Source organism: Bacillus sp. B.PNR1 (assembly GCF_030386235.1).
In the GTDB taxonomy this organism is placed as follows: domain Bacteria; phylum Bacillota; class Bacilli; order Bacillales; family Bacillaceae; genus Bacillus; species Bacillus stercoris.
The window spans coordinates 1,776,712-1,791,557 of sequence record NZ_JANYMN010000001.1; the positions used below are offsets into that span (position 1 = coordinate 1,776,712).

A 14,846-nucleotide genomic window follows, 5' to 3' on the forward strand; every position below is an offset into this window, starting at 1 on the left:
TCCCTATAACAAAAAAAAGCAAGGAATAATCCCTGCTTTTTAATAATCCAAATGAGATAAAAATGACATGACATTGGTTTCTTTCGTCAGCTTTTGGACAAAGGCCGGCTGCTCGCTAAGATATGAAAGCTCGCTAAACAGCTGCTTTGTCATGGTTTGATCCTCGTGTTTGACAGCCAGCATAAAGACAAGCGAAACTTTTTCATTTCCCCATTCAAGCGGCTCCTTTAATGTGGCAATCGCGATTGCTGATTGTTTAATAAATTTAGCGTTCGCATGAGGAATGGCAATGCCTGACCCAATGTTTGTCGCCGACATTTTTTCCCTCATCACCGCATGAACCGCATAGTCCTTTTCAACATAGCCTTTCTCAAACAAAGCTGTCGCCAGCTGTTCAATTAACTTGTAGCGATGCTCCGCCTCCTGCTGCAAAAAAACCAAAAAAGGAGTCGTATTGTTCAGCATCTGAAACGTTTTTTGTTTTTGGCGGTGTGGTTCGCCCAGCTGACGTATAAATGCACTTAATTTCTTCTCTTCGCCAGGCTCTAACAGCGGAGACACAACAATATGGGGGACCGTTATATTCTCCAGCGCAATGGTGGATATGACAAGATCGATATCCTCATGCTTTTTGATATAATCCTTTAAATCGGCCTTTGCAATACATGCCATTACAGCGATTTGGTGATATTTCCGTTCAATTTTCGTACGCAGCAATTGTGACATCCCGATTCCCATGTGGCAGACGACGATCGCCTTTTTATGTGCCTCGCTGCTGCACTGCATCCGTTCGATGGCTGCTTGAAAATGCAGTGTCAAATATGCTGCCTCTTCCTCAGGAATATGAAGATCAAAAGTTTGATTGATATCTTCCAAAACGTCAATGATAAGATGAAACAAATAAGGATACATCTTTTTAATATCATTCAGCATAGGATTTGATACTGAAAGATCGTAGCTCAGCCGCTGTAACACTGTATTGAGATGAATGTTCAAACCATTGATCAAATCCAGGTCTTTATGAAAATCCATCATTTTCAGCTCTGAAACACGATTGATTAAATGCTCTACAACCTTAGGAAGCACAGCATTTTCAAAGTTTTCTTCTTTCTGTAATGGATAACGAACTTTACCGCCCAATATATGTAATGTTAAATACACGGCTTCTTCTTCTGGAAAACGGATTGCAAAAACCGGTTCAAGCCGTTGTAAACAAGCAAATGTCCATTGATATTCTTTCTTCTTTTTTACTGCCGCCATTTCTTTCGGGGACAAAGAGATCGGCTGCTTCATTTTGATGCGGCGGACCATTAATAATGTATGCAGCAGCAAACTCTCAAACGTTTCATCTGTGAAATAGAGAGAATGCTTTTTTTGCAATGATTTGATTTCTCTCGTCACAAAATCTACTTCATAATGTAAAAACTTACTTTTAATAAATTGGCTCGTAAACTCTGTATTGTGAATCAAATCAGATATTCTTGCCAATGCCTTTCTTTTATTTCTTTCGTTCCCTTCAACCTTTAATCCAAGCCTCTGCCTAGAAACGAGCGTGAGATCAAAACGCTTCAGCCACTCTTCTACTGCGTATAAATCCTTTTTAATGGCAGATCGATTGACAAAATGCCGAGCGGCAATTTCTTTTGCGGAAACAGGCTTCGGATTCATTAATAAGTCATAAGCAATTTGCAGCATTCTTTCTTCATCGCTCCGCTGCCTAGAAGAAAAATGATCAGTATGTAATTGTTGGCTTAGCCAGGTTCTTTCCTGTTCTTCTATATGTAAATAAACGCCCAACCCTGGTTTTCGAATAAGCTGTGCATGAGAATGCTCATTGAGATAATCCTCGATCACTTTCAAATCATTCCGGATTGTTTTTTCAGAACACTGTACCCTATCTGCGAAATCTTGCACAACTAAATAGTCATCAGGTTCAGATAACAACAGATACAAAATCTCTTTTTGTCTTGAATTTATGTATTCCATCTGTTTTTCTATCCTTCCTGTCAGTATCCACTTGAGCAAATTCATAGTATAAGTATACTATATAAGAAACCGTTTACATTATAAAATAAAATCATAGAGACAAAAGTTTTGTTTTTTACCGAAGCTTCCGGAAAAAAGCGATTTTTATATTCTTTGAGTTTGTTATGTAATGTATTTTTTATCGTTATTCAGCAGAAATTCATAAAAATACTCCAATTCTTCACCTATTTAGAACGAAGATTTTCTAATGTATGAGTACGAAAGTAAGAACATGATGAAGAAAAGTGATTTGGTATCTTTGGGGATAAAGTGCAGGTAACAAAATTCCCACACGCTCAACAAACTAATAACCCCACCAAATGTGTTTTATTAAGATTTTAAAGATGACCATTCTCTCTCAGCAATTTTCAATCATAAATACAAACTCTGTGCAGGGCACACAATAGTCTTAGCTCAAATCAGTTGATCGTTCACATATTATTAACATTTATTTACAAGGGAAATAATTACTTTTATTGAATTGTTATAGTGCAAGACAAAAAACTTTAAAGGAGTGTTTCAAAATGAATTTCAAAAAAACTGTTGTTTCTGCTTTATCGATTTCTGCGTTAGCTCTGTCGGTCAGCGGGGTAGCTTCAGCTCATGAAATAAACTCCACACCTACTGAAGTAAAGAACATTTCTATTTCACCTACACATGTTATCAAGATTCAAGACTATAATTTACCTCTAAAAGTTGGAGAAACCTATTCTGTTAAAAATAATTCAGCTACTCGTTATTGGACTGATAACCAAAAAGTTGCTGAAGTCGATCAAAATGGTTTAGTGACGGCTAAATCAAAAGGGAAAGCCACGATTACTTTGTTTAAAGGTACTGCAGTATTCGGAAAAGTATATGTAACGGTTTATTAATCTCTTAACCGCCAGATTTTCTGAATGCAAAACATGCATGAATAAAATAAGGTCCCCCTCTAAAAAGAGAAGGGACCTTATTTTATTTCAATTGCGCTTCAAGTTTAGATTTATTTTTGGGAATACATCATACATTGGTTTATATTGTGTTTCATTAGCTTAGCCCCGAATAAATCCACCTTCTGAATGAATAATTTGTCCAGTTATCCATTCAGCCTCATCACTTGCAAGAAAAGCAATAATTCGTGCCGCATCATCTGGTGTGCCAATACGCCCCATTGGAAATTTAGGTGAAAGAAAATTTCTTATTTCATCAGTCATCCATGTAGAATCTGTTGGACCTGGGTTTACAGCGTTAACAGTGATGCCCAATGGTGCAAGTTCTTGTGATAACGACCTAGTAAAGGCAGAAATAGCTCCTTTAGTAGCTGCATACGCTAACTCCCCAGGCAAAGGACCTAAATCCTGCCCTGATGTCATATTGATGATTCTTCCTGATATTAAATTAGACTTTTTAAACCGACGGGCGAATTCAACACAAAGAAGAAAATTCGATCTCATATTAACCGCATAATGATCATCAAGTGATTTAGCATCTAACGATACATAATTATCACTTGCGGAATGAGCTGCATTATTAATAAGAATGGAAGGATATCCTAATTTATCTGAAATTTTTTCATGTATTGTGAATGCAGCATGTGCATCTGATAAATCAATTTTCATTGCCTCACAGCGCACACCCATACGTAAAATTTCTTGTTGAAATTCTTCTATCCAGGCCGCATCAGAGTTCCAGTGAGTAAAGAAGATATGTATACCCTGTGAGGCTAACTTACGACAAATAGCCGTACCAATATCCCCTTGACTGCTTGCTCCTGTAATTAGTGCAGTTTTTTCTTGAGAATGACTCATTATTTTAACCTCCAATTTATACGGAGTATCTCCATTATGATGGTAACAAGCTATCCAAAGAATATAATCCATTAAATCAAACAGAGCTGACTTTGAATACATTTTAAAATCAGCTTAAAAAAACATTTTCGTCTCAAAAAATATTAAATAGAAAAAATAAGAGTTGGACAACAATTTACTACTTAGTCACAAGTGGCTGATACTAAGTCATTGAATGTCTCTTTTTAAAGAGCCTTTCAATCATTCACATTGCTTTTCATTAACCATTCTACTTCCGTTAATTCTTGTTTTTGAACGTCTATTGTGTGTTTTTTCGTAAAATGGGTTTTCACAGCTTCTTCGTTTTCCCATATCTCCCAAAGCATTATTTTACGTTCTGATGGCTCAAGCGGATAAGCATGGAATTTGATACATCCCTCTTCTTTGTTCGTTTCTTCCTCAAGTTTTTTGAATTCCTTCATTATCTCATTAAGGTCTTTATTACTGATGATTTTTAAACATGCCGTTATGTAATGCATCGAAAATCCCCCTCCTATCATTTTATGGCTTTTCATTATAACATTTTCTTGAAAAATGCAGATGCCATTTATAAATCATTAAACGACTTCAAGTGCCTTTTAGATCAGCCTCCCTAAATTCTAAAGCAAGCTAAAGAGTTCGTATCAGACAATACGGTCCTTATTTATGTTTATTCTGACTTTTTTTAGTCTAAATAGATGGACTTTTCAAAAAAATAATTCTATTAGAGGGTGTCCTTAGTGATATAATATTAAATATATGTAAAAAAAAGGAGGTATTTGATTGTCTGTTTCGGATTTAATCCCATATCTTATGTAACTACAGACATTAATCATTGGTATGTTGTCATAAAACAGGGTCGAGTTGAGAAAGCAAAAGAAATGAAACAAAAAGTTGAAAAAGCATTCGATATGATGGAGAAAAATGAAAAAGTAGCAGTCTATCTCCAGCTATTAAAGCTGCGGCACGAAATAATGCTGTCGTATCTCGAACCTGACTCTGTTGAAAATATAGATGGTGTATATGCTGACCTCAAAAAGACAAGGGAAAATATGGCCCCTGAATCCCTCACGAATACAATAGAGTTCTATTATCATTTTTTTACCGGCATGTACCATTTTAGAACGAGAGATTTAGTTATTGCTTTAACATATTATCGCGAAGCCGAAAAATATCTTGATTTATTAGATGAAAACGCAAATACAGATAAGGCAGAGTTCTATTTTAAAGTGTCAGAAGTCTATTACTATATGAAAGAGACTCATTTCTCAATGAATTATGCTCAGCGAGCATACTCTATATTTAAAGAGCAAAAAGATGCTCAGGGGAACCTTACATATGGCAAAGAAATGGTCCAATGTCAGTTTGTTATCTTTGGGAACTGGCTAGATAAAATGTGTTATGAGGATGCTTTAGAAACAGCTGAAAAAGCCTTAAATGATGCTATAAAAATAGGGGAGCAACATTTAATTGGTTCAGCTCATTTTAACGTGGGATTATGCTATAATAACCTTGAAGAACTTGACAATGCTGAGAAACATTTTCAAATCGCCTATGAAATTCATAAGGATCGAAAACACATTTATGAGTCCAAAGCGATTTTTAATCTGGCTTATGTCAAAGCAAAGAAAAATGATTTAAAGGCTGCATTAGAATTATACCAGGAAGGTCAGAAGGTTGCTGCCCGACACAACAACCAGGAAGTAACCGAGAAATTAAAACTGGTTAAAGGCCTTTATTTATCATTCGACTTACAAACACTTAGAGAAGTGTTCAAGTTCTTCGAAGAGAAAAACCTTTACGGTGATATGGAAGAATACGCTGTTGCTGTTGCTGATTTTTTGACCAACAAAGAAGACAGACATGATGCGGTCGATTTTTATCAAATGGCAATTGAAGCACGCAAACAAATTCAAAGGGGGAAGCATTTAAATGAAAAAATGTAAAATTGCAATTTGTTTAGCGCTCTTGCTTGGCGTTGTTGGAGTATCTAGCGCTTCATACGCTCTTTCTGAGCAGTCCACTTATAAGGTCGCAGATAGAGCAGCAACTTAATATGATATTAAGAAATAACCCCATTTTGGACTTTAAAAGTGGGGTTTTTATTTTATATTCTCAACTCAATATTATTCCTGAGTTTTTATTTAAATCATATACTGCATTAATAAACCGACAGCCCATAAATTTTAAGCTGATTCCGACTGAGCTCGAACCAAGGATCTCCTCCCTGTCACAAGGTAGCGATTATATTCTGACATTAAGCTCCCTGCTGCTTATAAGCTGGCTTGCACATGCCTGCTAACCCCGAGTAACTCTGCTGCCACTATACCCTTATGGTCTGCTGGATAAGAAAAAATCATTTCATATACCATTAAACATATTACGGATTGCTTAATTTTTATATAACTGTTGGAACCGGTTTTTCCGTCTGCGATAATTAAATAAGAGGTGAAATCAATGAATGGTATAGAATTTTTAGAGTCCGTGTCGCAACTGGGACAAATAATTTTATTGTTCTCCGGCTACGCCCTTTACTGGAAATTAGGTAAAATAAAAAAAGAACGGAAACTTACAAAATATGAAACTTTTCTTAGATTCTTTGTAACGTTCGGCATATTTGCATGGGCACTTTCGTTTCTTGCTTTGCATTTGTGGTAACAATCTTCTGTCGATATTTCATTAATTATATCGAATTTTTTTAATCATTAATTAAACTCCCTTTTTATTAAAAAACGGAAGAGTATCACTTTTTTTGACTGTGTAAATGCCCCCAGAAGCTTTAGACGCAGATGATAACAGTTTAGATGTTGTCTTTCCTCCCAGCACCTTCAATTCTGACTCAATGGCTGACTTAACTTGGTTTCATCTGCCCTCAGCTAAAATGCGGTGCAGGCAATCCTTTCCGCTTCTGTTCTGATGTTTACGGACACAATCAATTCCCCAGCTGCGCTCTTTAAGCAGCTACGCCACAAACTTGATAGCCAGCTTTTCAGCAGTGTAGTATTTAGCGCCTCCTGACTTGCTATAACAAATACCAACACCAATCAAATTACGGTTCCCGGGACCATTAGGAATAGATTCAAAACCTTTTATAGGTACTTTATCTAAAAGCGCAGGCTTTGGTAAAGTTACTGGCCGAATATCTGGAGATAATAAAGTCCTTTGGAGATTAGATTATGACCCTGAAAAGGGACCTCATATAAATGTTGAGGATTATAGAAATGGAAAAGGAGATAAGGCAAAGAAATATTATATACCGTTTAACGGAAACGAAGAAACTTATAAATCACTTTTAAAACATTTAAATAAATAGGAAGTGTTAATATGACTTTATACGAAGAATGTCTAGAAGCTCTTGGAAATAACAAAGAAGTCCTCACTATTTCTGAGACACGTAAATATCATGAACAACTTGGTGAAAGTTTCCCCTTCACATCATGGGGAAGAATTAAATGGGATGAAGTAACTTCTCACAGATCTATTGATTACGCTGATGATATTGATGAATGGTTAATTGAGAATAAAATAGATGATAAAACTGTTATTCTCCTTTGGGCTTACGGTGATAATCCAGCTGTAAAAACCAGCTTAGACAACGCCTTAAACGTAATTGATGATGTAACTGCTGTAGGTTCCGATACTTTCATGTTCAGCGAATCTGGTTATGTTATTGAATTTTTCCATGATGGAGATGTAACAATAGGAAAGGCAATAGGAAAATAATAGCCCTGCTTAGTTAAGAGGATCAATATGAATTTAGAGAAAAAAATGAAAACTATATCAATTAAACGAAAAAAACTTAATCTTAATGATGACTATGGAATTCAAAAAAGTTGGGATGAAATAATTGAAGTACTCTCAGAAAATGAGGAAAATACAATTAGCTATCTAGAAAATTGTAATGAAGAAGATTTATATTGGATCAGTGAAGTATTTGAAGATTTAGCTGAAAGTTTACAAAGTAAAGAACTTATTAATTGTTTAAGAAAATTAGATGAAAAATACCCTGACTTAGAAATGACAAATGATATTGATATAGCAGAAAGTTATTTAGAATTAGATACGTACCATTTCTCAGATTTGAAATTAATATTTCTTAGTGGTGATTGGAATCGAAATTTCTGAACCTGTATTTCAATTTCTAGGAGGTATTTTTTATCAAGGCATAGAAACTCCAGAATCAGCACTGGACGAATACTTAGAAGAGATACCAAAAGAAGAGCAAGAAACTGATATAGCTGCATTGAAAGATTTTATTAACAGTGATTATTCGGATGAAGAAAAGAATGATTTTATCGATGAAGCTGCTGACGGAGTGGACATTCTTAGTTACGGCGTATCTCCAATCATATGGCTCGAACAAGTTATTCAAAAAATCTAAAAGAATATTGAAACTTTATAATCCATTAAACTAGCATAGAAACAGAGCTGATTTTAATTCACTTCAAAATCAGCTTAAAAAACTTCCGCCCCCAATCCGTCCCCAACTCGATGAATGATGGCAAAATCAATAAATAAGCAAAGTAAAAAACCCTTGCTACGCAAGGGTTTTGGCTATGATTCCGACTGGGCTCGAACCAGCGACCTCTACCCTGTCAAGGTAGTGATTACCTTCTGAGCTGTTATTTTTATTCCTGACAAATACTTATCCATCAAGGGATTTCAAAATAGATGTCTGATCCCTTCTGAATAAAAATATTAATTGTTGACAGGTTTGGGCAACAACCCGCCAACAATTTTCCACTTAAATCCAATGAGTAAATTCACAGGCCTACCAATATTTTCTCCATTGATAAAAGAACATTAGTTCGCATATAATTTATTCAAGGAGATGATCGGAATGAGTCAAGGAATTTACGACAAGAGATGGGAACAAAAATTCATATTGTCTGAACAAAGGACTGCCCTCTTAAACAGAAAGAGAGAAGTCCAGAAGCTCAAAAAACCCATTCTCGATGAATACCAGCTGGAGGAAATGGCACGCACTATTTGCGAAGCGATGGAATCCAACTCGGTTCTGGTCATCGGTATATACAGAGACGGATTTATTGAAGAAGTAACAGGACATGTTCATTACATAGATGAAGTTAAACAGAGGCTGCACGTGAAGGATTTAAAAGGAGATACATGGTTTATTGCATTTGAGGCTCTTTTGGCCGTTGGAGTATATGAAGAGTGAATTGATGTGGGGTAGACATATAAAGGATGGAGTTTTATAGAAATAAAAAAACTCCCAAACGGGAGAAGTTTCTAATCATACTCTCAGCTCAAAGGAGAACCCGCTATTTTACTAATTAGGTAAGCTTGAATACTGCTTGCGAAAACTGTTAGAATACTTAGATTGTTCATATCTATCGCCCCCTGTGTAATACTCAAATTGAAAATCCCTAACAACATAATGACTGTCCAGATAATCAACCTATTAGTAAACCCAAGAGTTGAACTCGGCTCCTTATCTACGCTCAGGGGTAACGCTGAGCTCAGAGTACGATCTAAAAAGAAAAGCCCCATCTCACCTACGTCAGTAGCTCACGTAGGAACGCAAGCCTTCGGATTGACAGGGCTAATACACAATATTTGTAACCCAATTATACAAAAATCAGACTAAAATTGCAAGGTTTTTTTCACAACTTGTGAAGGAGTGAATTTCCAGTGGGAGTATGGATAATTCCATTTATTTATTATATCACCATCATTACTTGTACTTACGCCTACATTGAAATTCGGTCTGATTTCACATATACGTTTATGAATATGTTTATAAAGCTTTTCTTTAGCAATTGTCCTTTTCCCTCGTCTACCCGTTTCTTCATTTTTTTCTAAATGAAGTTTATTTAATCTGAAGAACATTGCCCCTGTTACAATATCAGCACATTGCAATATAACATGATCGTGTGAAGAAACTTCAACAATGTCGTCAAACCGTATAGAGAGATTTGCATTTATAAAATCTTCAGATAATCTTAAGTCATATATAAAATTTTTAAATTTATCAACTTTTGATTTTTTATCTGGAAATTGATCGAAATATAAACGTAAATTGATTTTTTCATTAGTTAAATTAGAGTACTTTAAACCAAAAGCATGTTTTATAAATTGATAATAAAGCTTGAAATAAGATTCTTCATGTTCTTCTTTAGTAAAGTGTCTTATTATATCGTCACTAACTAAATTCTGTTGAAACATAACTCTCATTTTCACCTTATCCTCTTGTAATAAATCAAAAAAAACATCCATCAAACCAATGTATTTTTCTAAATATGGAGCAGTAACCTTGGTCCATTTTACTTCACCAGTTATATTCGCTTCACTTTTATATCTATTCAATCTATTAACAACATCTTCAAAGTGTATTGATTTAACTAAAGCCCCGCCGTAAAAATTACTGCAAAGCTTTCCCCTTTTTGTAGACTCGTCACAGTAAATAAGGTATTCCAAAATTTCCCCCTCCTAAAATAAGTATACCTTATTTACTGAAACTTAGAAATATTTGTTTTTTTAACCATAATACGGTCTATATTTCTTCCGGCCAGCTTCTAATTCTTTTTTAAGGGATACATGTCCCAACAAAAACAATGCAACGGTCCCAACCTTTTTCACCGGCTTGAGCTTTCCGGAAGTCACAAGGGTGCTTAAACGCTGTCGGGTGACTCCAAGCAGCTCCCCCGCTTCCGCTGCAGTCAAAACTTCTCCTGGATAAACTTAATTTTTTCGCTTTCTTTCATGTCGTTTTTCTGACCAAATCATAATAAGACCTTTAAAAATTGTGAGGATCACTGCCAGATATAAAATTACATTCGCTATCATTCCCGAAAGCGACAAGTTTTTAGAATCAATAGCTACAAGGCCAAATAACATTATTAGAAGTATGGCCATTTCTGATGTGCTGTATTTGCTGAAATAATCTTTCATTCGAAAATGGATGAGTTACAGTATACCGCAATACGTTTTTGCGGCATACCGCAATCACTTTTGATGTATACTGAGTGTATATTCGAGGAAACAGGGGGTTTCCCCCCTTAAAAACCTTGAAACCTGCAGTTGCGCTTCTAGCTTTGGCGGCGGAAGCGCTTTTTCTCCTTTTCTCCTCGCTGCTTCTTTTCATTTTGGAAAATGTCATAAAGCTGTTTGCATATTGTGACAATCCCTGCAATGGAAAGAACCCAGTTTCTAAACTCATCCACTTAACCACCTCCTAACACAAGAATTATACCATTTTTATCCGAGACACCAATAAATTTCATAAAAAAAACCTCCTCATCTCGAGAAGGGCTTCATTCATCATACGGTCGATACTTCTTCCGGCCGGCTTCTAATTCTTTTTTAAGGGTTTGTACATGTCCCAGCAAAAACAATGCAACTGTCCCCACTTTTTTAACCGGCTTGAGCTTTCCGGATGTCACAAGAGTGCTTAAACGCTGCCGAGTGATTCCTAGCAGCTCCCCCGCTTCCGCTGCAGTCAAAACTTCTTCCTGGATAAACTTAATTTTTTCGCTTTCTTTCATGTCGGCTTTCTCTCCACATCATAATGAATCCTTTTAACAAGGTAATAACAACGGCTATCATCAATACAGTATGCGCAATCTTTCCAGACATACCCTCATCGGTCAGATCAATTGCGACGATCCCGGCAACCAATATGAGCAAAACGGCAAAGTCACCTGTGCTGTACTGCTTAAAATATTTTTTCATACTATCGTGGACGTGATATAATGTATGAGCAAGGGGATTTCTCCCCTTGTCTCACTAGTATCAGCGCTTCTTGCTTGTCCGGCGGGAGCGCTTTTTCTTTTTCTTGCTATGCTTTTCGCTTTCCTTCTGCCATATGTCGTAGATGTGTTTTATAATGGTCACGATACCAGCGATAGCAAGAATCCAGTTTCTCACCTCGTCCACTTCAGCACCTCCTTTCTATACTCTTATTATACTATACCTATTGACTGTTGTAAACAGATTATCAAAAAATATTTCTTTTTAAGTAAATTTTTTCTTGTAAAGTCATAATCCTTTTATATACAATTAGGAGAAGAATTATTTGATACTAAGGGGCTATACGATGGCTACAGAACAGACTGAAATTTCGGATGAAAGACAGCTAAATTCAGAGGAAAGTCAACAAAATTCAGAACAACACCATATTGAATACCCTAGTTCTGAAACATTACTCAATACAATATCTAGAGAATATGATGCTGAGGCTAATAGAAAACGAGATATTGAAACTAGAGCTGGTGTCCTTATAGCTTTATTAGGAGCATTGATAGGATTTTATGCAACAGCGCTAGATTTTTCTTTCTTCAAGAAAGCACATAGCCCAATTGAAATGCTATGTTTTGCAATCATCGCCCTGTTATATATCTTTCCAGCTATTATGCAATTGATCGCATTTAAGCACTTAATTAATGTGCTTAAAACATACGAATATCAATCGCTCGGATTAAGTGGATTTAACGAGGACGATGGAAGCCTAAATAACAATGCAAGACTACCCAAAGATGAACTTCAGTATGCTTTAACAGATTCATACTATAACATTGTCAAAAAAAACAGTAATGCCAACGACACGAAAGCAAAGCTTTATAAAAAAGGAATCGAGAAGATATACATTTCAATAATCGGAATTGTATTAGTGTATATGATTAAGCAAGTCATTCTTTTAATGGTTTAACCAAAAGAGAGGAAGGTTTTAATGGGAGATAAAGACAGTTGGAACAAACATACAACAGTTAATAAACAAACACCAGTTGATAAAACAACAGTTAAAAAGGCTAAAGGATTTGGTTCCCGAGGAGTACAGAGTAACGTCAATAAGATTAAAGATGTAAAATTTGAAAGTAGACATATTTTATACGAAGCATTACCAGACTACTTCCATAATACTAATATCAAAAGAGATAAAGAATAACCCTCTCTAATTTAGAGAGGGTTATTCTTTAATTCAATAATCTTTCAAGTTTCGCTTTCGTTTTCGATCCATAAATGCCGGCTGCCTTTAATTCATTAACTAGAACCGGCTGACTGCGTCATCAGTTTCCAAACAAATAACCTGAATAGGTAAATTGACACAGATCAAATTATTCATTTCACACTTTTGAATCACATCGCTGTCTATTTCTTCATTTTCCCATGGTAAAATCTTGTTGGAGCTATTCAAACGAAAGGATATGATCATGAAAGTATTTGAAGCCAAATCACTGCTTTCAGAAGCAGATAGACGCGCAAAGGAATACAAGGAATTAAGAAGTCAGATGGTTAATCTAAAAAAGGCCTTTAAAGCCGTAGCTGATTTAGATGACAGTGAGTTTTCCGGAAAAGGCGCTGACAACATCAAAGCGTTTTATCAAGACCACGCAGGTGTAGCTGACAATTGGATTGATTTACTTGATATGAAAATTGCTTTCTTGACGAGCATTTCAGGCACTATAGAGGACGCCAGCTTATCTGATGCATATATAGAAGAATCCTTCTTAGAGCACGAGCTGGCTAATGCTTACACAAAATCAAAATCGATTATGTCTGAACAAAAGAAAGCGATGAAAGATATCTTACATGATATCGACGATATTCTTCCGCTTGATTTGTTCTCGACAGAAACCTTTAAAGACGAACTCGCCGATGCGGAGAACCAACGCAAAAAAACAGTCAATAAAGTAGGCAGCGTTGACGAAGCACTTGTTTCTGAATATACCCAGTCAGAGCCAAACGAGCAATTCATCAAGAAGGACTTTCAAAAGCTTGAGGAATCCACAGGCAAAGGCAAGAATGCTACACCCATCCATTACAACGCCAAGGCGTACCGTGAGAGTGATATACATAAGAAAAAAAGTGATATTGAGAAGCGAACGGATGCTTATTTGACTATTAAAAAGAAAGAAGAAAAAGAACGGGAAATCGAAAAGCTGAAAGAAAGACTGAAAAATTACGACTATGCTGATGCAGATGAATTCTATTCAATGGCTAAAACTATTGGTTACGAGAACCTGACAGAGGATCAGCAAAGGTATTTCACACAGATAGAAAACACACATGAACTCACGGAGGGCTTCAAAGGAGTCGGTGTCGGTCTTTATGATGTTGGAAAAGATACTGTAATTGGTTTAAAAGACTTAGCTGTCGGTGCCTGGGAATTCTCCCAACTCTCTGATAAGCAAAAAGTTGCCACAACAATTAGTACTGTGTTGAATACACCTTCATATGCTAAAATCATATGGAAAAATATAGCTGATTCATGGAATGATAAATTTATAAACGGTGATACATACTCAAAGGCACACTATGTTACCTATGTAATCGGCAATCTAGTTGGATTAAAAGGCGCAGGAACTGCTGTAAAAGTATCTAGTAAGATCGCCAAAACTGGCGCAACTAAGGTAGATAAAGTTTTGAAAGCTGGAGAAAAGACAGCAACTAACCATGTAAATAAAGGAATCTCTAAAGGAAAAAAATACATCAAATCCTTATCTGGAAATAAAGATGAACTGGCTCTTGTAGGAATAGCTCAAGATATAGAGAACACTTACAATGTAAAGAATACATCTATATTAAAAAAAGAGATTCAATTCAAACAAGATCAATTCGTCCAAGCTGCACCATATACGCATAAAGATGCATTCGGTAACACCGTCACAACCAACTTAAAAAATGGACATTTAAAAAATGATGTTCACCCTGTAACCGGAGTACCTTATGATAAAGATGGCTTCCCAATTTTTGAACCAGTTGCCGAAGTAAAGATTGATAAATCATTATATCTACAGAAAGATACTGCACAATTTAAAAAAGCCACTGAACTATTACAGCAAGAAATTAATAAAAATCCAGAGTTAAAAAAACATTTTACAGAAATGCAGTTAAAGCAGATTTCAAAAGGCAAAAAACCAAAAGGTTTTACATGGCACCACCATCAAAATGAAGGTATAATGCAGCTAGTAGATGCAGATATTCATGGCAAGACAGGACATACTGGCGGAAGAAACATATGGGGCGGAGGTTCCAAATACAGATAAAAGGAGTTTT

Annotated in this window: 16 protein-coding genes and 4 pseudogenes; 11 read left to right on the plus strand and 9 right to left on the minus strand. The window is 35.9% G+C overall.

The window, feature by feature from the left end; translation table 11 throughout:
- Nucleotides 1-39 precede the first annotated feature (39 nt).
- Nucleotides 40-1,986 (minus strand): mannose transport/utilization transcriptional regulator ManR, encoded by a 1,947-nt coding sequence (gene manR, locus NZD81_RS09200; RefSeq protein WP_289860206.1) that lies wholly within the window; start codon nucleotides 1,984-1,986, stop codon nucleotides 40-42.
- 563 nt (nucleotides 1,987-2,549) lie between these two features.
- Between manR and NZD81_RS09205 the strand changes: the two genes are divergently transcribed.
- Nucleotides 2,550-2,897, plus strand: coding sequence for a BLB8/JUQZ-1 family protein (locus NZD81_RS09205; protein ID WP_003232839.1), 348 nt, complete (start codon nucleotides 2,550-2,552; stop codon nucleotides 2,895-2,897).
- 159 nt (nucleotides 2,898-3,056) lie between these two features.
- On the opposite strand, the gene NZD81_RS09210 is transcribed toward NZD81_RS09205, so the two are convergent.
- Nucleotides 3,057-3,812, minus strand: coding sequence for an SDR family oxidoreductase (locus tag NZD81_RS09210; RefSeq protein WP_282374199.1), 756 nt, complete (start codon nucleotides 3,810-3,812; stop codon nucleotides 3,057-3,059).
- A gap of 236 nt (nucleotides 3,813-4,048) precedes the next feature.
- Nucleotides 4,049-4,366, minus strand: coding sequence for a putative quinol monooxygenase (locus NZD81_RS09215; protein ID WP_080478205.1), 318 nt, complete (start codon nucleotides 4,364-4,366; stop codon nucleotides 4,049-4,051).
- A gap of 243 nt (nucleotides 4,367-4,609) precedes the next feature.
- Between NZD81_RS09215 and NZD81_RS09220 the strand changes: the two genes are divergently transcribed.
- Nucleotides 4,610-5,776: a response regulator aspartate phosphatase gene (locus NZD81_RS09220; protein WP_289860210.1), complete on the plus strand. Its 1,167-nt coding sequence runs from the start codon at nucleotides 4,610-4,612 to the stop codon at nucleotides 5,774-5,776.
- A 511-nt stretch (nucleotides 5,777-6,287) separates the two neighbouring features.
- Nucleotides 6,288-6,488: a hypothetical protein gene (locus NZD81_RS09225; RefSeq protein WP_014663576.1), complete on the plus strand. Its 201-nt coding sequence runs from the start codon at nucleotides 6,288-6,290 to the stop codon at nucleotides 6,486-6,488.
- 78 nt (nucleotides 6,489-6,566) lie between these two features.
- On the opposite strand, the pseudogene NZD81_RS21260 reads toward NZD81_RS09225, so the two are convergent.
- Nucleotides 6,567-6,899 (minus strand): annotated as a pseudogene (locus tag NZD81_RS21260) (N-acetylmuramoyl-L-alanine amidase); the annotation flags it as partial.
- Here NZD81_RS21260 and NZD81_RS09235 point away from each other — a divergent pair.
- The 5 genes and pseudogenes from NZD81_RS09235 to NZD81_RS09255 form a co-directional block, all read left to right on the plus strand.
- Nucleotides 6,880-7,143 (plus strand): annotated as a pseudogene (locus tag NZD81_RS09235) (hypothetical protein); the annotation flags it as partial. The pseudogenes NZD81_RS21260 and NZD81_RS09235 sit on opposite strands and share 20 nt — an antisense overlap.
- Nucleotides 7,144-7,154: 11 nt before the next feature.
- The gene (locus NZD81_RS09240; RefSeq protein ID WP_282374196.1) at nucleotides 7,155-7,553 is read left to right on the plus strand and encodes a CDI toxin immunity protein; all 399 of its coding nucleotides are present in this window, start codon (nucleotides 7,155-7,157) and stop codon (nucleotides 7,551-7,553) included.
- Nucleotides 7,554-7,580: 27 nt separating this feature from the next.
- A pseudogene (locus tag NZD81_RS09245) lies at nucleotides 7,581-7,886 on the plus strand (hypothetical protein); the annotation flags it as partial.
- 46 nt (nucleotides 7,887-7,932) lie between these two features.
- Nucleotides 7,933-8,211, plus strand: coding sequence for a contact-dependent growth inhibition system immunity protein (locus NZD81_RS09250; protein WP_014663571.1), 279 nt, complete (start codon nucleotides 7,933-7,935; stop codon nucleotides 8,209-8,211).
- A gap of 459 nt (nucleotides 8,212-8,670) precedes the next feature.
- Entirely contained in the window at nucleotides 8,671-9,009 is a 339-nt protein-coding gene (locus NZD81_RS09255) for a YolD-like family protein (protein WP_289860213.1), read from the plus strand.
- Nucleotides 9,010-9,434: 425 nt separating this feature from the next.
- Here NZD81_RS09255 and NZD81_RS09260 read toward each other — a convergent pair whose 3' ends face one another.
- The 5 genes and pseudogenes from NZD81_RS09260 to NZD81_RS09280 form a co-directional block, all read right to left on the minus strand.
- Nucleotides 9,435-10,268 (minus strand): DUF3800 domain-containing protein, encoded by an 834-nt coding sequence (locus NZD81_RS09260; RefSeq protein ID WP_289860216.1) that lies wholly within the window; start codon nucleotides 10,266-10,268, stop codon nucleotides 9,435-9,437.
- Nucleotides 10,269-10,328: 60 nt separating this feature from the next.
- Nucleotides 10,329-10,555: pseudogene (locus tag NZD81_RS09265) on the minus strand (DNA-binding protein).
- A gap of 324 nt (nucleotides 10,556-10,879) precedes the next feature.
- The gene (locus NZD81_RS09270; RefSeq protein ID WP_268425218.1) at nucleotides 10,880-11,014 is read right to left on the minus strand and encodes a hypothetical protein; all 135 of its coding nucleotides are present in this window, start codon (nucleotides 11,012-11,014) and stop codon (nucleotides 10,880-10,882) included.
- Between the two features lie 90 nt (nucleotides 11,015-11,104).
- Nucleotides 11,105-11,335, minus strand: a complete 231-nt coding sequence (locus tag NZD81_RS09275; RefSeq protein WP_010787768.1) for a helix-turn-helix domain-containing protein — start codon at nucleotides 11,333-11,335, stop codon at nucleotides 11,105-11,107.
- Between the two features lie 247 nt (nucleotides 11,336-11,582).
- Complete coding sequence (locus NZD81_RS09280; RefSeq protein WP_015715414.1) at nucleotides 11,583-11,726, minus strand: hypothetical protein; 144 nt, start codon at nucleotides 11,724-11,726, stop codon at nucleotides 11,583-11,585.
- A gap of 160 nt (nucleotides 11,727-11,886) precedes the next feature.
- Between NZD81_RS09280 and NZD81_RS09285 the strand changes: the two genes are divergently transcribed.
- The 3 genes from NZD81_RS09285 to NZD81_RS09295 all read left to right on the plus strand — a co-directional run bounded on the left by NZD81_RS09285 (nucleotide 11,887) and on the right by NZD81_RS09295 (nucleotide 14,836).
- A complete protein-coding gene (locus NZD81_RS09285) occupies nucleotides 11,887-12,498 on the plus strand; it encodes a hypothetical protein (protein ID WP_167559397.1) in 612 nt (203 codons plus the stop codon).
- A 21-nt stretch (nucleotides 12,499-12,519) separates the two neighbouring features.
- Nucleotides 12,520-12,735: a hypothetical protein gene (locus NZD81_RS09290; RefSeq protein ID WP_167559396.1), complete on the plus strand. Its 216-nt coding sequence runs from the start codon at nucleotides 12,520-12,522 to the stop codon at nucleotides 12,733-12,735.
- 265 nt (nucleotides 12,736-13,000) lie between these two features.
- Complete coding sequence (locus NZD81_RS09295; RefSeq protein WP_289860225.1) at nucleotides 13,001-14,836, plus strand: T7SS effector LXG polymorphic toxin; 1,836 nt, start codon at nucleotides 13,001-13,003, stop codon at nucleotides 14,834-14,836.
- Nucleotides 14,837-14,846: the final 10 nt, after the last annotated feature.